Genomic DNA, 17,378 nt, shown 5'->3' on the forward strand with positions numbered 1-17,378 from the left:
AGGCACCGAGTGGTGGGGCAAAGACCTTTTGGTTACTTTTGGCTGGGCCGGCATTCCGGGCGTTTGCCAAAAGTGACCCGCTGTAAGAGCGGAACCCTAAGTGGCCGTTACCGCAGCAACGGATATGCCCCCGACCCTAAGGGCTCTCAACACCAACCAAACTCATCAACCCCGCCAACGGAAAATCCCCCTCAAGCTCCGCAAGGCTGGCAGTGTGCATCGGTTGCGGCTGACGCAAATGCCCATGCTGCAAAAAGCTGATCAAGCTCCCCACCAACGGCTGATGGCTGACCAGCAGCACATTGTCATCGGTGTCGAGCTTTTCCAATACCTGCAACGGACTGCTGTCAGGCGTCAACCACGCCACAGTACGAATCTGCGGCTCAAACCCCACCGCGTCACGTACCAAGTGTGCAGTTTGCTGCGCACGCACATACGGACTGGCGAGGATGGCGCTGATCGGCTGGCCGATCAGGTGCGCGGCGCTGCGCAACACTTCACCGCGGCCATGCTCGGTGAGGTTGCGCTCGGCGTCGGTGCGCGCATGCCCTTCGGCTTCACCGTGACGCAAAATCCACAGCTTCACAGCTTTGGCTCTTCATCACGCACCGGGTGCGGCGCCGGCGGCACGCTGTGGGCGGCCTCACCTTCAGGAGCACGCGGGGTCGGCCAATCGGCGAACGGCCAGGGCTTCTGCTCGGTGTGAAAGCTGCCGAAACGGCCGATCTGCGCAAGGAACTGGCTGAGGCTTTCACCAAAGTTCATCAAGCCCAGGTTCGGCGCGCCGTAGACCAGGCGATACACCAACTGCACCAGCACCAGCGCACCCAGCAGGAACTGCGCGACTTGCCACACCAGGGCAAACACCAGCATCCACAGGATACGCAGGAGAATGGACTCGTATTTCGGGGCCGCTTTGGGATCGTTCATGGCGCGTTCCTCAGTTAAAACCACTGGTGGAAATAAAGTCGACATCGGTCTTGGGCTCGGCGCGCATCAGCAACTCGATGACTTGGTTCAAGGTGCGCCCTTCAAACAGGATCGCGTGCAGCCCGGCGACCAGCGGCATATACACGCCGACCTCCTGAGCCTTGGCCTTCAACACTTTAAGCGTGTTGACGCCTTCGGCCACTTCGCCCAGGCGTGTGACCGCGTCTTCCAGGCTCAAACCCTGGCCCAGCGCGAAACCGACCTGGTAGTTGCGGCTTTTCGGCGACGAGCAGGTCACGATCAAATCACCCACGCCCGCCAGGCCCAGGAACGTCATCGGGTTGGCGCCCTGGTTCACCGCAAAGCGGGTCATCTCCGCCAGCGCGCGCGTAATCAACATGCTCTTGGTGTTCTCGCCCATGCCCAGGGCCACGGCCATGCCGGCGATGATCGCATAGACGTTCTTCAGCGCCCCGCCCAGTTCGACACCAAAACGGTCGCCGCTGGCGTAGACGCGGAAGGTGCGGCCATGCAGCACCGCCTGGACGCGTTCACATAACGCTTCATCTTCACTGGCGACCACGGTGGCCGTCAGCGCGTGCTCGGCGACTTCCCGCGCCAGGTTCGGCCCTGACAGCACGCCAATGCGCGCCTGAGGGGCGATCTCTTCGAGGATTTCGCTCATCAGCTTGAAGGTGTGCGCCTCGATGCCCTTGGTCAGGCTCACCAGCAGCTTGCCCGCCAGGCGTTCGGCATGAGGCGCCAGCACTGAGCGCAAGGCGCTCGAAGGCAGTGCGACAAAGCACAGGTCACATTCAGTCAGCGTGGCCAGCAGATCGGTCACCGGTTCGACCGCCGCATGAATCTTGATGCCTTTAAGGTAACGGGGGTTTTCCCGATGCACGCGGATGGCCTCGGCCTGCTCGGGATCGCGCATCCATTGGCGCACCGCATGGCCGTTCTCGGCCAGCAGGTTTGCCACGGCGGTACCAAAACTTCCGCCTCCCAGGACCGCAATAGGGCGCTGTTCAGTCATATGCAATCCGTTAATCCATACCAGTGGCGACGGCGGCATTATACGGGGCGACCCGCTTGCGGCCAGCCCCCGTATCAATTCCCGCGCTTGTCGGAAAATGCCGCCGTTGTGTGAAGTAATTGCGCGGGCCACGACTGGCAAATGGCCCCACCTCAGTTAACATGGGCGGCTATCCGTAATTATCAAGGCCGTGCCGTGTATCTGGGCCCTCCTCCTCGCTCATCTCTATTGTTGATGCTGTTGTGCAGTGTGCCTGCCGTGGCTGATGACCTGTTTCTGGACAGTCAGCCGCTGCCACAGGTGCTGACGGCCACGCGCCTCAAGCAATCGGCCGCCGCCGTGCCCGGCAGCATGACCGTGATCGACAGCGAGCTGATCAAGGCCAGCGGCGCGCGGGACATCGCCGAGCTGCTGCGCCTGGTGCCGGGGATGATGGTCGGCTACACCACCGGCAACCAGGCGGCGGTGAACTACCACGGCACCAGCGCCAGCGATGCGCGGCGCATGCAGGTGTTGATCGATGGGCGTTCGGTGTACCGCGCGGGCCTGGCCACGGTGGACTGGAGCGATATTCCGGTGGCGATGGAAGACATCGAGCGTATCGAAGTGTTTCGCGGGCCCAACACAGTCAGCTATGGCGCCAATGCGCTGATGGCGGTGGTCAATATCCTTACGCGCTCGCCGTCCAACAGCCACGGTTCGCGGGTCAAAGTGATCCGTGGCGAACGTGGGATCAACGACTTCTATGCCAGCCAGGGCATGGGCTGGGAAACCGGTGACTTGCGCCTGTCGATGTCCGGGCAACAGGACGAGGGTTTTGACAGCGACGCCGTCGGCGCCGACCGCCGTGACAGCCGCCGCCTCAGCCGTTTCAGCCTGGCGGTGAACCAGACCCTGAACGCGCAGCAGAGCATCGATTTGCAACTCGACGCCAAGGAAGGGAGCAACCAGCGCCCTTACACCTACACCCCGGTATTCGCCGGGATTACCGAAGGTGGCACCAATTCCGACGTGACGGCCAAGGACTACGCCGGCTCCGTGCGCTGGAACGTCGAGTTCAACCCCGAACACAGCCTGTATATCCAGGGATCGGCCCAGCAATGGGACCGCCAGCAGGTCTGGAAAGCCTGTGACGCCAAGGTGTCGTTCAGCCCGGAACTGACCCAACTGTGGCAGCTCAACCCCAACTATGCCGAACAGTTGGCCCGCCACATGGACATCTACAGCAAGGGCACGGCCCCGTCCGGCACCGCGGCCGAGCAAGCACTCGGCAACCAGGTGCTGGACCAGTGGCGCCAGGGCGCCAGCCAGAGCGTGTGCGGCAATATCGACCAAAGCACCCGCGAAAGCCGCTATGACATTGAGCTTCAGGACACCCTGAGCCTGTCCGACAGCCTGCGCCTGGTCAGCGGCATGAATTACCGCTACGACCGCGCCGATTCCGACACTTACTTCAACGGCACACTCGACGACACCACCTGGCGTCTGTTCGGCCACCTGGAATGGCGCGCCAGCGAACACTGGCTGCTGCAAGGCGGCGCGATGTACGAAGACACCCACTTGAGCGGCAACTCGCTGACGCCGCGGGTGGCGGTCAACTACCTGATCAACCCGCGCCACGGCCTGCGCGCGGTGTATTCCGAGGCGATTCGCTCGCCGGACATGTTCGAGAACAACGTCAACTGGAGCTATCGCGTCACCAACCTCAGTTCCCCGACCTATGGGCAAAACTCCGGGCAATATTTTGTGGTAACTCGTGGCCCCGGCAACCTCGATAAAGAGTTGATGCGCTCGCGCGAGCTGGGCTACAACGGCTTCTTTGCCGACCTTGGGCTGAATGTCGACGTGAAACTGTTCTACGACGAAATCACCGACATGATCAGCTCGCCACTGCGCAACAACCAATACATTGCCAGCAACGCCAACAGCGCACGGTTTACCGGCGCCGAGTCGCAGTTCGACTGGCGCATGAGCAACGCCGACCGCCTGCGGCTGACCTATGCTTACGTCGACGCCGCTTCCAGCAACCCGCTGGACAAGGCACAAACCGCACGCAACAGCGGCTCGGCCGGCTGGCTGCGTGAATGGGGCCAGGGCTGGTCCAGTGCGTTGTTCTACTATGGCGACGACGCGCTCAACAGGTATCGCTTCGAACGGGTCGACCTGCGGGTGGCCAAGCGCATTGCCTTGGGCAACGCCAACGTGGAGCTGGCCGGCATGTTGCAACAACGCCTCGATAACCAGCCCACCACCTGGGCCGACAACAATTACGACAGTCGCCACGTGCTCTACTTCAGCGCGGAGTTAGAGTTCTGACATGGGCGATCAGTCACGGATGATCCTGCTGTTTTTCTCCCGGCTCTGGCGGCGAGGCGTGCTGTTGGCGTGCCTGTTGCTGACCGCGCCGGCGTGGAGCGCCGACATCCTGCTGACCGCCGCCGAAGACGGTGCCGGCGTCCAGGCCTTCGTCCAGGCCCTTGCCCAGCGCCGCCCCGACGACCATGTGACCTTCACCCCGCTCAAAGACTTGCCGGCGCCCAGCCAGTTGCCGGCCAGCACCCGCCTGATCCTGTTGGACTTGCCCGGTCTTGACTGGCGCCTGCAGGATGCCCAGGGCCCGCCGACCCTGGTGCTGCGCATCAGCCGCCTGCAAGCCCGCCAGCGGCTGGGCAATACACATCCGGCCAGAATCAGCCTGTTGTGGAGCGACCCGCCGCTGGAACGCCAGCTGAAGCTGATCGCCAGCATCCTGCCGCAAGACCGACGCATCGGCGTGCTTTACGGCATCGACAGTGAATTCATGCTGCAGGAGCTGCGTCAGTATGCGGCGCCGATGGGGCTGGAAATCGTGCCGCAGCGCTGGGACAACATTAATGACAGTCGCCCCTTGCTGAACCTGTTCAAGAACAGTGATGTGTTGCTCGGCCTTGACGACCCGCAGTTGTACAACCCCAAAACAGTGAAGAACCTGTTGCTCAGTAGCTATGCCCAGCAACTGCCGTTGGTGGGCCCCAACGCCGGGTTCGTCAAGGCCGGTAGCCTGGCCAGCACCTACAGCGACCAGGCTGACTGGCTCGACGTGCTCGACCGACTGCTGAACCATCCGCCGGCCAGTTGGCCGCGCACCTTGTACCCGGAACACTTCAAAGTCGTGGGCAACCCGCAAGTCGCGCGCTCACTGGGCATCGAACAGGTTGACGAAGTCGCCGTCGCCGCCGGACTGGCCGAAGGAGAAAAACGCCCATGACCTTGCGTCGTCGTTGGGACATCAATACCCGCACCCAGCTCATCACCTTGGGTCCGGCGCTGTTGCTGACCCTGCTGCTGATCAGCTTCTTTACCTTCGTGCGTATTCAGGATCTGCGCCAGGAGCTGGACCACACCGGCCAGCTGATCGCCAACCAACTGGCCCCCGCCACCGAATACGGCGTGATTTCCGGCAACATCGATGTGCTCGACAGCTTGCTGCGCGCGACACTGGCCACCCCGCACGTGCGCTTTCTGGAGATTCAGGACAGCACCGAGAAAATCCTGTTGTACGTCGAACAGCCGTCAGAGAAGCACGACCATTCGCTGTCGGTGAAAGTGTTCCAGGCCCCGATCCGTCTGCAACATATCCAGCTGGGCAATGACTTTTTCCAGGACAACCTCAACGAACCCAAGGCGCCGCGGGCGGATTACCTGGGACGGGTAATTGTCGGCATGTCCAATGACGCGTTCAGCCAGCGCCAACAGGAGATTCTGTTCAAGGCCGGGATTCTCGCCCTGTTCGCCCTGCTGTTTACCTTCCTGCTCGCACGGCGCCTGGCCGCCAGCCTGTCGCAGCCGATCAGCGCCATGGGCCACGCGGTCAAAGCGATCCAGCAAGGCGACTACAAGACGCCGCTGCCGATCGTCGACGACTCGGAGCTCGGAGACCTGTCGCGCCATATCAACAACCTCGCCGAGGGCCTCAACCAGGCCAGCCGCGAGCAACACCAGGCCATGGCCCAGTTGATCCAGACCCGCGAAGAAGCCGAGCGCGCGAACAATGCCAAATCGGACTTCCTGGCAATGATGAGCCACGAGTTGCGCACGCCCATGAACGGCGTGCTGGGCATGTTGCAACTGCTGGAAACCACCGAGATGACCGAGGAGCAGACCGAGTACGCGGCGCTGGCCTCCGAGTCCACCGAGCACTTGCTCAAGGTGATCAACGACATCCTCGACTTCTCGCGCATCGAGCGCGCCGCGTTGGAGCTGGAGCATATCCCGTTCAATCTGGCGGACCTGATCAGCAGCTGCGCCCAGGCCTTCCAGCACAGCGCCCAGCAGCGCGGCCTGGCGCTGGTGTTGCCGATTCCGGCGGGCATGGAGTCCTTGCGAGTGCAGGGCGATCCGACGCGTATCCGGCAGATCCTGGTGAACCTGATCGGTAACGCGCTGAAGTTCACCGAGCATGGCACCGTCACCGTCGAGCCTCACTGGCAAACCCTCGACCATGAATTGGTCTGGTTCACATGCACCGTGCGCGACAGCGGCATCGGCATTTCCGCCGAGCGCCTTGAACTGATGTTCGATGCGTTCCAGCAGGCCGACAGTTCCATTTCAAGACGTTACGGCGGTACCGGGCTGGGCTTGCCGATCGCCCGCACCCTCGCCGAACGCATGGGCGGCACGTTGCGCGCCCAGAGCGAAGAAGGCCGAGGCTCGGTGTTTACCCTGGAAATCCCGCTGGCCATCGACCAGCAAAGCCTGCCGACCATCGACCTGCGCGCCGAAGGCAAAACCAGCGCCGGTGACGGCCGCCATGTGTTGCTGGTAGAAGACAACCCGGTCAACCGCACCGTGGTCGAAGCCATGTTGCGCAGCCTGGGTTTTGAAGTGAGCCTGGCCACCGACGGCGCCGAGGCGATCCGCAGTGCCGAGAGCCTGATATTCACCGCCATCCTGATGGATTGCCGCTTGCCGCTGATCGACGGCTATGAAGCCACCCGCCAGATTCGCCAACTGCCCGGCTGCGCCAATCTGCCGATTATCGCGCTCACCGCCAACGCGTTGCAGGGCGATCGCGAGGCCTGTTTGGCAGCCGGAATGAACGATTACCTGGCCAAGCCGTTCAAACGCACGGATTTGCAGCAAATACTGCAACGTTGGGTGCAATAGCGCTGCGCCATCAACCAACTGCGACTGGCGTGAAACACGAAAGTGCGGCAGTCTTAGGCACCCGAACGGGCCTATAAACAGGCTCGGTTTAAAATTTCAGTGAACAAGTGTACATTCAGTGCCTTGACGCTGTGACTTTCACTACAACGCAATAGTCTATGTGTAGGCTGCCGACATGAGGCATGAACGCTTCATTCGGTTCGGGAAGATTTGCCCTACCCTGCCGCATGGGATTATTGAGGAGCTCGCATGACCAAACAAAACGCCTTTACTCGGGAAGACCTGCTGCGCTGCAGTCGCGGTGAGCTGTTCGGCCCAGGTAACGCGCAACTGCCCGCCCCGAACATGCTGATGGTGGATCGCATCACCCATATCAGCGAAGAGGGTGGCAAGTACGGCAAAGGTGAATTGGTCGCCGAGCTGGATATCACCCCTGACCTGTGGTTCTTTGCCTGCCATTTCGAAGGCGACCCTGTCATGCCAGGTTGCCTGGGCCTCGACGCCATGTGGCAACTGGTCGGCTTCTACCTGGGCTGGCAAGGCCTGCCGGGCCGCGGCCGGGCACTGGGTTCGGGCGAAGTGAAGTTCTTCGGCCAGGTCCTGCCGACCGCCAAGAAAGTCACCTACAACATTCAAATCAAGCGCGTCCTCAAGGGCAAGCTGAACCTCGCAATCGCCGATGGTTCGGTCACTGTCGACGGTCGCGAGATCTATACTGCCGAAGGCCTTCGGGTCGGCGTATTCACTTCCACTGACAACTTTTAAGGGTTATCCGCATGCGCCGCGTCGTTATCACTGGTCTGGGCATTGTTTCTTGCCTGGGCAATGACAAAGAGACCGTCACCGCTAACCTGCGTGCAAGTCGCCCTGGCATCCGCTTCAACCCGGAATATGCCGAAATGGGTCTGCGTAGCCAGGTTTCCGGCTCCATCGACCTGCCCCTCGAAGAACTGATCGATCGCAAGATCTATCGCTTCGTTGGCCACGCTGCCGCCTACGCCTACCTGGCCATGAAAGACGCCATCGCCGATTCCGGCCTGAGCGAAGACCAGGTATCGAACGTACGCACTGGCCTGATCGCCGGCTCCGGCGGCGCATCGACCCTCAACCAGATGGAAGCGCTGGACATCCTGCGCGAAAAAGGCGTGAAGCGCGTTGGCCCGTACCGTGTAACGCGGACCATGGGCAGCACCGTTTCGGCCTGCCTGGCCACGCCATTCCAGATCAAGGGCGTGAACTACTCGATCTCCTCCGCGTGCGCCACCAGTGCTCACTGCATCGGCACTGCGGTCGAGCAGATCCAGCTGGGCAAGCAAGACATCGTCTTCGCCGGCGGCGGTGAAGAAGAGCATTGGAGCCAATCGTTCCTGTTCGACGCCATGGGCGCGCTGTCCACCCAGTACAACGAAACCCCGGAAAAGGCCTCCCGCGCCTACGACGCCAAGCGTGACGGTTTCGTCATCGCCGGCGGTGGCGGCATGGTCGTGGTCGAGGAGCTGGAACACGCTCTGGCCCGCGGTGCGAAGATCTACGCGGAAATCGTTGGCTACGGCGCCACGTCCGACGGCTACGACATGGTTGCGCCAAGCGGTGAAGGCGCTATCCGTTGCATGCAGATGGCCATGTCCACCGTGGATACCCCAATCGACTACCTGAACACCCACGGCACTTCGACCCCGGTCGGTGATGCCAAGGAAATGGAAGGCGTGCGTGCGGTATTCGGCGACAAGGCTCCGGCGATCAGCTCCACCAAGAGCCTGTCCGGTCACTCCCTGGGCGCCGCTGGCGTGCACGAAGCGATCTACTGCCTGCTGATGATGGAAGGCAACTTCATGGCCGGTTCGGCCAACATTGAAGAGATCGACCCGGTCGTTGCCGATATGCCGATTCTGACCAAGACCGTTGAAAACGCAAAAATCGATACCGTGATGAGCAACAGCTTTGGCTTTGGTGGCACCAACGCCACCCTGGTGCTGAAACGCTGGCAGGGTAAGTAAGACCTGTAAGCTGAGCATGTGAAAAAGCCCCGACTGGTTCGGGGCTTTTTTATGCGTGGCTGGATTTGAGGCCGAGTCGCCCTCATCGCAGGCAAGCCAGCTGCCACATACGACTGTGTTCACACATCAAAGTGTGGGAGTTGGCTTGCCTGCGATGGCGTCAACTCGGTGTATGGCCCTATACCGAAAACCGCGCCACCATCGTGTTCAGGTCCACCGCCAACCGCGACAACTCCTGGCTTGCCGCACTGGTCTGGTTTGCCCCGGTTGACGTCTGATGCGCCAAATCGCGAATATTCATCAAGTTGCGATCCACCTCGCGCGCCACCGCGGCCTGCTGCTCCGACGCGCTGGCAATTACCAGGTTCCGCTCGTTGATCAGGGTAAACGCGGACGCAATCTCTTCGAGCGCCGTGCCCGCCGACTTGGCGATGCCCAGCGTGGACCGTGCCCGCGTATTGCTCTGCTGCATCGAACTCACGGCCTGATCGGTGCCCTGTTGAATGGCGCTGATCATTTGCTCGATTTCCTGGGTCGACTGTTGCGTGCGGTGGGCCAAGGCCCGCACTTCATCGGCGACCACCGCAAACCCACGCCCGGCGTCGCCGGCGCGGGCCGCTTCAATGGCCGCATTCAAGGCCAGCAAATTTGTCTGTTCGGCAATTGAGCGAATCACATCCAGCACTTTGCTGATGCCATACACCTTTTGCGCCAGTTCCTCGACCTGGGTCGCATTGGCGGTCACATCCGTGGCCAGGGCCTCGATCGACTCGACCGTCTGGTGCACCTGTTCACGCCCATGCTGGGCAATGCGGTCGGACTCACGGGAGGCTTGTGACGTCGCCACGGCGTTGCTCGCCACCTCCTCCACCGCCGCCGTCATCTGATTAACCGCCGTCGCCGCTTGTTCGATTTCCTGATTCTGCTGGTGCAAGCCGCGGGTAGCGTCCTCGGTGACGCAACTGAGTTCCTCGGACGCCGAGGCCAATTGGTTGGACGATTCGGCAATGCGCCGAATGGTGTCGCGCAGGTTCTCCTGCATGCCTTTGAGCGCTTGCTGCAAACGCGCCGGCTCGTCGCTGCCCGTCACGCTGATTTCACCCGTCAAGTCGCCACTGGCCACGCCTTGGGCGATTTTCAACGACTGTGCCAGCGGCAGCACGATACTGCGAGTCAGCCACACCGCCAGCCCGATGGTGATCAGCGCGGTGACCACGATCATGCCGACCACCCAAGTGCGAGATTGAGCGAACACCCGTTGCGCCAGGCTCGCAGCCTGATTGGCACTGGCCTTGTTCAAGGCCACCAGGTCGTGCAACGTCCCGGCCATCTCATCGGCAAGTTGATTCATCTCGCCGTTGACCACCCTGATCGCGTCTTGCAATTGATCGGCCTTGGAGAACGCCATGACCTGTTCCTGGCGCTGCAGGTATTGCTGCTCCTCGGCCTTGAAGCGATCAAACAGCGTGCGCTCTTCGGGCAACACAATCAGCGCTTCATAGAGGGTTTGCGCATGGTGCAGGCCACTTTTGAGCTCGGTGAGCTTCTGCTCGTTCTGCGCCAGCGCCTGTGGGTCACGATTGACCAGCAAGCGCAGGGTCAGCGCACGCACCTGCAACAGGTCCTGGCTCATCTCCCCCACCGCCATCACGCTGGGCAACCAGTTGTTTTCGACCTGATCCGACTGCTGGCGCATATTGGCCATCTGCAACAGAGCAAAGCCGCCCAAGGCGAACACCATCATTGCCAGCACGCCAAAGCCCAAACCGGCGCGGGGGGCGATATTCAGACTACGGATACTCATTGCCTGGATTCCTTCCAAATGCGCTGCATCCACCTGCAGCGGGTCTCCTGAAAGGTATCGGCCCGTGTTCAATATTGCGTAAGACGAAAAGGCGATATCAATGTGCCTGCTCATCGCGAGCTGATTTCGGCAGAACCGCCAGGAAGTTGTCTCGCGCCACCTTGCGGGCTACCTCCTCGGGCAGTGCGTCGAGAAAGGGTGCAAAGCGATGCATTTCCTTACCGAGCTTTTTGAAGCGCCCTACAACATCCGAACCCAGCATAAAACGCTCCGGGAAGCGCTCTACCAGCTTTATCCACTCGGGCCGAGGCTTGCCCGCCTCATCGAGCAAGTACGGCCTGAGCATGCTCCAGGACAGGTCAATGTAGAGATTGGGGTAGGCCTCAAGCAGTCGACTCAAGGTCGGCAGAAGAAAGTCCATCTGCACCTGATGACGATGAATCTCTTTGCTGGTGCCGGCATGGGCCCAGATAAAGCGGGTATGCGGGTGGTTGCGCAACGATTCTTCCACCTCCGGCAGGTACAGCGGGTTGCGCTCGCGCTTGGACGTAATGTTGGCGTGCAGCATCACCGGCAGATCGTTTTCGGCGGCGAGGTGATAGATGCGCGTCATGGCTTCGTTGTTGGCGCGCGGGGTGTCGCCAGCGGTCAAGGCGGTGAGGTCATCATGGCGCGTGAACACCTCACCGATGCCCTGCCAAAGCCCGGGGTTGAGATCCAGCATGCGCTGGATATGGGCCGCGGAGTTTTTGTCGTTAGGGTTGAAGCCGGATAAAAACGGGTGAAAGTGCCGACGCTGCTCAGGCGTGAGTTTGTTCACCGCAGCCGCAACGATTACGTCAGTGGCGCTGTACCAATAGGCATCGGCATCGTCACCGGCGTAGTAACGCGGGCGCTTGGGTTCGTCTTCGTGCCATTTTTTGGCGACGGGGATACCGGAAATCATCACGTGTTCGATGTGGGCGTCGGCCATCGCCTTGAGCAATGTATCCATGCCCGCCGTTTCCTGGAAAAAATCCACGTAGTGCAGGTGCGCGTCGCTGTAGGCATAGTCGCGCGCCTGCACCGCAACGCTGGCGGCGGCGAGCAGCAGGGCGAGACTCAGGCGGGTCAGGGGCACGGTAAAACCTCGCTATTGGCTAAGAACGGGTAGACCGTGTGCACTGCGCCACGGTTCATCGGCCGAAAAACGCGGAACACCTAAGTGCCAGCATGTTCTATAACTGCATGACCTTCATCCTGCCAACCTTGTGAGGTTCACCATGCCTGTTACCGTCAACACCCTGAACCACGACAACTTTCGCCACAGTGTGAATATCAATAACCACGAACTGTTCACCGACCTGCCCAAGAGCCTGGGCGGCGACGACTCGGCGCCCTCCCCGCACGACTATTTCGATGCTGCCCTGGCCTCGTGCAAGGCTTTGACCGTCAAGCTCTACGCCCAGAAAAAAGATATTCCGCTGACCGGCGTGACCGTTGAAGTCACCCATGACAGCACCGAGGAGCAAAAAGGCAAATACAAACTCAACGTCAAGCTGACCCTCAAGGGCGTGCTCACCGACGCGCAGCGCGACGAGCTGCACCACGTGGCCGACCGCTGCCCGGTGCACAAACTGATGACCACCGCCGAGGTCACCATCGAGACCACGTTGTCCGAAGGCGCTTTCAGCCAATAGCGCCAACCTCCCGTCGAGCGGGTTATGCTCTTGTTCCCCTAACCCGCTCAGACAGGGACGCACCATGCCCATCCTCACCGTGATCCGCCCGCGCGCCGAAGAGGTCGAGGGCCAGCCGATCCTGCGCCCGCTGCCATCGCGCGAATGCCGCAGCGTCGGACCTTTCGTGTTTTTCGATCACATGCTTCTCACGCGCTATGCGCCGGGTACCGGCATGAACATCCGCCAGCACCCGCATATCGGGTTGTCCACGCTGACCTATTTGTTTGAGGGCGCGTTGCAACACAAGGACAGTCTCGGCTCGGACCAAGTGGTGCAGGCCGGCGACGTCAGCTGGATGACCGCCGGCAGCGCGATTGCCCACGTTGAACGCACGCCTGCGGCGCTCAAGGCCGACGGTTTCAGCCTGCATGGGCTGCAAGTGTGGCTGGCCTCCCCCAAGGACCACGAAACCGGACCCGGGCATTACAGCCATCACGCGGCGGCGAGCTTACCGGTCAGTGACAACCTGGGCGTGCAGATTCGTCTGATCGCAGGCGCCGGCTTCTGCCTCAAATCGCCCGTGCCGGTGCTCTCGCCCACCGTGTATGCCGACGTGCAGATGCAGACGGCCACGACGCTGCTGATCCCGGATGAATACGAGGAACGGGCAGTGTATGTGCTGGAGGGCGAAGCGCAGTTGGACGGTGAGGCCTTGGCGGTGCATAGCCTGGCGGTGCTGCCTGCAGGGCAGGAAATGACGCTGTTTGCTGAAAGTGATTGCCCCCTGGTGGTGTTTGGCGGCGCGCCGTTGGACGGGCCACGGCGGATCAATTGGAATTTTGTCGCGAGCGACCCGGCGATGATCGAACAGGCGCGGCAACGATGGGCGGCCGGGGATTGGCCGACGGTGCCGGGGGAAACTGAAAGAATTGAGTTGCCTGGGAGATAGCCATCGGGGGCAAGCCCCCTCCCACATTTTGAATGTATTCACACTTCAAGTGTGGGAGGGGCTTGGCCCCCGATGAGGCCCTGACAGGCGCCGAAGATTCAGCCCTTGAACACTTCATCCAGCAAGTTGTGCATCGACTGGAACGCACGCGCAGCGGTCTTTGCGTCATACATCATCTTGCCCGGCACATTGGCGTGCGGGTCGGTGAAGGAATGCACGGCGCCGCCGTAGCTCAGGAGCTGCCAATCCACACCGGCCGCGTTCATTTCATCTTCAAACGCTGGCAGTTGCTCTTTCGGCACCAAGGGATCGGACGCACCGTGCAGCACCAACACCGAGCCTTTGATGTTCTTCGCATCGGCCGGGTTCGGCGTGTCGAGAGTGCCGTGGAACGACACGGCGGCCTTCAACGGGGCGCCGGTACGCGCCAGCTCCAGGGAGCAGCAACCGCCGAAGCAAAAACCAAAGGTCGCAAGCCTGGAGGTATCCACCGCCGCCTCGGTCTGGCCTTGCAGTTGCTCGAAGGCCGCTTGCATGCGCTTGTTCAGCAACGGGCGATCATTCTTCAACGGCATCATGGCCGCGCCGGCTTCATCGCCATTGGAGGGGCGCACGGTTTGGCCGTACAGGTCGGCGATCAGCACCACGTAGCCCTTGGCAGCCACGCTTTTGGCAATCTCTTCAGCACCTGCACTCACACCCATCCAGTTCGGCGCCATCAGCAGACCCGGCAGCGGGCCCTGGTGGCTGGCATCGAACGCCAGGCGGCTTTCATAAGACTGGCCATCAATCTGATAGACCACGGAACGCACAGTGACTTGGCTCATCATTTACTCCAGTTGAGATGCGTAGAACGAAAAAACCCGCCGAAGCGGGTTTTTCTACAACGGTGTTAAACCGACAGTTCAACCAACAGCTTGTTCAGTCGGCGCACGTAGGCGGCCGGGTCTTTCAGGCTGTCGCCAGCGGCGAGCGCCGCCTGGTCGAAGAGGATGTGCGACAGGTCGCCAAAACGCTCTTCGCTTTGCTCGCCATCGAGTTTCTCGATCAGCGGGTGAGCCGGGTTGAATTCGAAGATCGGCTTGGAATCCGGAACCTTCTGACCGCTGGCTTCGAGGATCTGACGCATCTGCATGCCCAGGTCCTGCTCGCCAATGGCCAGGATCGCCGGCGAGTCGGTCAGACGGTGGGAAACCCGCACTTCGCTGACGGCATCGCCCAAGGCGGTCTTGATTCGTTCAACCAGGCCTTCTTTGGCTTTGGCGACTTCTTCGGCTTCTTTTTTCTCTTCTTCGGAGTCCAGGTTACCCAGGTCCAGGTCACCACGGGCCACGTCGACGAAGGTTTTGCCGTCGAACTCGCTGAGGTAGCTCATCAGCCACTCATCGATACGGTCGGTCAGCAGCAGCACTTCGATGCCTTTCTTGCGGAAGACTTCCAGGTGCGGGCTGTTTTTGACCTGCGCGTAGGTTTCACCGGTCAGGTAGTAGATCTTGTCCTGACCTTCCTTGGCGCGCGCCAGGTATTCGGCCAGCGACACAACCTGCTCACCGTCATTACCCAGGGTGGACGCAAAGCGCAGCAGGCCGGCGATTTTTTCCTTGTTGGCAAAATCTTCCGCCGGGCCTTCTTTCATGACCTGGCCGAAGTTTTTCCAGAAACTCTTGTATTGCTCTGGCTCGTTCTTCGCCAGTTTCTCCAGCATGTCGAGTACGCGCTTGGTCAGCGCCGACTTCATGGAGTCGATGATCGGGTCTTTCTGCAGGATTTCGCGCGACACGTTCAACGACAGGTCGTTGGAGTCGACCACACCCTTGATGAAGCGCAGGTACAACGGCAGGAAGGATTCCGCCTGGTCCATCACGAACACGCGCTGCACGTACAGCTTCAGGCCTTTTGGCGCTTCACGCTGATACAGGTCGAACGGCGCACGGGCCGGTACGTAAAGCAGCGAGCTGTATTCCAGCTTGCCTTCGACCTTGTTGTGGCTCCAGCTCAGCGGGTTTTCGTAGTCGTGAGCGATGTGCTTGTAGAACTCCTGGTACTCCTCGTCCTTCACCTCGGTGCGAGGACGGGTCCACAGGGCGCTGGCACGGTTGACCACTTCCCATTCCTGGGCAGGTTTGTCTTCGCCCTCGACAGCCGCCTGTTCTTTAGGCAGCTCGATTGGCAAAGCAATATGGTCGGAGTACTTCTTGATGATGTTACGCAGGCGGTAACCGTCAGCGAATTCATCTTCACCGGATTTGAGGTGCAGCACGATGCGGGTGCCGCGGTCAGCCTTGTCGATGGTGGCGATTTCGAACTCGCCCTCACCTTTGGAGGACCAGTGCACGCCTTCGCTGGCGTCGAGGCCGGCGCGACGGCTGAACACTTCAACCTTGTCGGCGACGATGAAGGCCGAGTAGAAGCCCACGCCGAATTGGCCGATCAGGTGCGAGTCTTTTTTCTGGTCGCCCGACAGGTTTTTCATGAAATCGGCGGTGCCGGATTTGGCGATGGTGCCCAAATGGGTGATCGCGTCTTCGCGGCTCATGCCGATGCCGTTGTCTTCGAGGGTGACGGTCTTGGCGTCTTTGTCGAAGCTCACACGGATTTTCAGTTCGGCGCCACCTTCCAGCAACTCAGGCTTGGACAGGGCTTCGAAACGTAATTTGTCGACAGCGTCTGAGGCGTTCGAGATCAATTCGCGAAGGAAGATTTCCTTGTTGGAATACAGCGAATGGATCATGAGGTGCAGCAGCTGCTTCACCTCGGTCTGGAAGCCCAGGGTTTCCTTTTGAGTTTCCACACTCATGGTCATCAAACTCCAATTGGATGGCAGTGGCCGCGCCCTTGAGGGTTGGCGGCGGGTTGTCATCAAAGTTGGGGGCTAAGACCAGGATTTCAAGGGCGCGCCGATTCCTCGATCTTGAAATGTGCACGGGCGGTGGCAATCGGTTCGGCCGGGGTACTTTGCCAGGCGGTGATCGCCACATTGGCAACTCGGCGGCCCTGGCGCCAAACCTGGCATTTGGCGTAAGTGTCGCGAAACTGGCCGGCGCGCAGGTAATCGAGGGAAAAGTCGATGATTTTCGGAATGCCGGGCGAGCCGGTAAACACCAGCAGGTGCAACGCCGCCGACAACTCCATGAACCCGGCAATCACCCCACCGTGCAGCGCCGGCAATATCGGGTTACCAATGTTGTCCTTGTTGGCCGGCATGCGAAACAGCAATTCATCTCCCAGACGCGTGCACTCAATGCCGATCAGCTTGGCGTAGGGAATCAGGTCGAGCAGCGCTTCATAGTTACCGCGCTCATGGGCCTGTTCGAGACGGGTTTTGAATCGGTGTGTCATGCTCGCTCTCCCTTGATGGTGCTGCCCAGCCCTTGGGTGCCCTTGAGGCGCTTGCCCATGCGCATGAATGTGCCTACCACATGGGCGATCGGCTGTTGCGGGTCATCCTGATAAGCGAAACCACGGGTGAAGATCACGTCGGTGGTCACTCGGTAACATTGCGCAAAGCCATAAACCGGTGTGTGCGGTTCGGCGGGGTGCATGTAGTCAACGCGCAGGTCCAGGGTTGGGCACACCTCGAACTCGGGCAATACACACAGGGTTGCCATACCGCAGGCCGTGTCCATCAAGGAGGTCAATGCGCCGCCGTGAATCACGCCGGTCTGGGGATCACCGACGATATGCGGGGCGTAAGGCAGGCACAGCGTCATGCCTTCGTCGCTGGCAGCATGGACGGTGATGCCCAGCACCTGGCAATGGCGCAGCGCCGAAACAAAGCGCGTGGCACGGGCTAACAGGGGATTTTCGGTCATGTGGTCTAGACTCTTATTAGTGTTGATCCGCGGAGTATGTCGTG

The 17,378-nt window shown here is 60.7% G+C and carries 16 protein-coding genes and 1 pseudogene; 7 read left to right on the forward strand and 10 right to left on the reverse strand.

Annotated elements, in window-relative coordinates:
• Positions 1-136: 136 nt before the first annotated feature.
• The 3 genes from sixA to AACU78_RS15740 are packed head-to-tail and all read right to left on the reverse strand — an operon-like array spanning position 137 to position 1,966.
• Positions 137-586 (reverse strand): phosphohistidine phosphatase SixA, encoded by a 450-nt coding sequence (gene sixA / locus AACU78_RS15730; RefSeq protein WP_106576722.1) that lies wholly within the window; start codon positions 584-586, stop codon positions 137-139.
• Positions 583-930 (reverse strand): DUF4389 domain-containing protein, encoded by a 348-nt coding sequence (locus AACU78_RS15735; RefSeq protein ID WP_106576723.1) that lies wholly within the window; start codon positions 928-930, stop codon positions 583-585. Before AACU78_RS15735 ends, sixA begins: the two co-directional genes overlap by 4 nt.
• A 10-nt stretch (positions 931-940) precedes the next feature.
• Complete coding sequence (locus AACU78_RS15740; protein WP_106576724.1) at positions 941-1,966, reverse strand: NAD(P)H-dependent glycerol-3-phosphate dehydrogenase; 1,026 nt, start codon at positions 1,964-1,966, stop codon at positions 941-943.
• A 195-nt stretch (positions 1,967-2,161) separates the two neighbouring features.
• Here AACU78_RS15740 and AACU78_RS15745 point away from each other — a divergent pair, with 195 nt between their 5' ends.
• The 5 genes from AACU78_RS15745 (at position 2,162) to fabB (ending at position 9,108) form a co-directional block, all read left to right on the forward strand.
• On the forward strand, positions 2,162-4,282 hold the full coding sequence (locus tag AACU78_RS15745; protein ID WP_339382655.1) for a TonB-dependent receptor plug domain-containing protein: 2,121 nt from the start codon (positions 2,162-2,164) through the stop codon (positions 4,280-4,282).
• A 1-nt stretch (position 4,283) separates the two neighbouring features.
• Entirely contained in the window at positions 4,284-5,213 is a 930-nt protein-coding gene (locus tag AACU78_RS15750; RefSeq protein ID WP_106576726.1) for an ABC transporter substrate-binding protein, read from the forward strand.
• Positions 5,210-7,111 carry an ATP-binding protein gene (locus AACU78_RS15755; protein ID WP_106576727.1) on the forward strand — a complete coding sequence of 634 codons (1,902 nt, stop codon included), beginning with the start codon at positions 5,210-5,212 and terminating at the stop codon, positions 7,109-7,111. Before AACU78_RS15750 ends, AACU78_RS15755 begins: the two co-directional genes overlap by 4 nt.
• A gap of 249 nt (positions 7,112-7,360) precedes the next feature.
• Positions 7,361-7,876 (forward strand): 3-hydroxyacyl-[acyl-carrier-protein] dehydratase FabA, encoded by a 516-nt coding sequence (fabA, locus tag AACU78_RS15760; RefSeq protein ID WP_003210552.1) that lies wholly within the window; start codon positions 7,361-7,363, stop codon positions 7,874-7,876.
• Between the two features lie 11 nt (positions 7,877-7,887).
• The gene (gene fabB / locus AACU78_RS15765; protein WP_106576728.1) at positions 7,888-9,108 is read left to right on the forward strand and encodes a beta-ketoacyl-ACP synthase I; all 1,221 of its coding nucleotides are present in this window, start codon (positions 7,888-7,890) and stop codon (positions 9,106-9,108) included.
• Positions 9,109-9,286: 178 nt separating this feature from the next.
• Here fabB and AACU78_RS30085 read toward each other — a convergent pair whose 3' ends face one another.
• From AACU78_RS30085 to AACU78_RS15775, 3 genes and pseudogenes are all read right to left on the reverse strand, one after another.
• Positions 9,287-10,150 (reverse strand): methyl-accepting chemotaxis protein, encoded by an 864-nt coding sequence (locus AACU78_RS30085; RefSeq protein ID WP_371924121.1) that lies wholly within the window; start codon positions 10,148-10,150, stop codon positions 9,287-9,289.
• Positions 10,142-11,026 (reverse strand): annotated as a pseudogene (locus AACU78_RS30090) (MCP four helix bundle domain-containing protein); the annotation flags it as partial. The pseudogene AACU78_RS30090 and the gene AACU78_RS30085, both read right to left, overlap by 9 nt.
• Complete coding sequence (locus AACU78_RS15775; RefSeq protein ID WP_106576730.1) at positions 11,010-12,032, reverse strand: amidohydrolase family protein; 1,023 nt, start codon at positions 12,030-12,032, stop codon at positions 11,010-11,012. The pseudogene AACU78_RS30090 and the gene AACU78_RS15775, both read right to left, overlap by 17 nt.
• Positions 12,033-12,174: 142 nt before the next feature.
• Here AACU78_RS15775 and AACU78_RS15780 point away from each other — a divergent pair, with 142 nt between their 5' ends.
• Together AACU78_RS15780 and AACU78_RS15785 are read left to right on the forward strand one after the other, a co-directional pair.
• A complete protein-coding gene (locus AACU78_RS15780) occupies positions 12,175-12,591 on the forward strand; it encodes an OsmC family protein (RefSeq protein ID WP_106576731.1) in 417 nt (138 codons plus the stop codon).
• Between the two features lie 64 nt (positions 12,592-12,655).
• Positions 12,656-13,522 carry a pirin family protein gene (locus AACU78_RS15785; RefSeq protein WP_106576732.1) on the forward strand — a complete coding sequence of 289 codons (867 nt, stop codon included), beginning with the start codon at positions 12,656-12,658 and terminating at the stop codon, positions 13,520-13,522.
• A gap of 98 nt (positions 13,523-13,620) precedes the next feature.
• Here AACU78_RS15785 and AACU78_RS15790 read toward each other — a convergent pair whose 3' ends face one another.
• The 4 genes from AACU78_RS15790 to AACU78_RS15805 form a co-directional block, all read right to left on the reverse strand.
• Positions 13,621-14,349: a dienelactone hydrolase family protein gene (locus tag AACU78_RS15790; RefSeq protein ID WP_106576733.1), complete on the reverse strand. Its 729-nt coding sequence runs from the start codon at positions 14,347-14,349 to the stop codon at positions 13,621-13,623.
• Positions 14,350-14,414: 65 nt separating this feature from the next.
• Positions 14,415-16,319, reverse strand: coding sequence for a molecular chaperone HtpG (htpG, locus tag AACU78_RS15795; protein WP_106577279.1), 1,905 nt, complete (start codon positions 16,317-16,319; stop codon positions 14,415-14,417).
• Positions 16,320-16,408: 89 nt separating this feature from the next.
• Entirely contained in the window at positions 16,409-16,861 is a 453-nt protein-coding gene (locus AACU78_RS15800; RefSeq protein WP_106576734.1) for a PaaI family thioesterase, read from the reverse strand.
• On the reverse strand, positions 16,858-17,334 hold the full coding sequence (locus tag AACU78_RS15805; RefSeq protein WP_106576735.1) for a PaaI family thioesterase: 477 nt from the start codon (positions 17,332-17,334) through the stop codon (positions 16,858-16,860). Before AACU78_RS15805 ends, AACU78_RS15800 begins: the two co-directional genes overlap by 4 nt.
• Between the last annotated feature and the right edge of the window lie 44 nt (positions 17,335-17,378).

This window comes from Pseudomonas sp. R9.37, from assembly GCF_963878885.1.
GTDB lineage: Bacteria > Pseudomonadota > Gammaproteobacteria > Pseudomonadales > Pseudomonadaceae > Aquipseudomonas.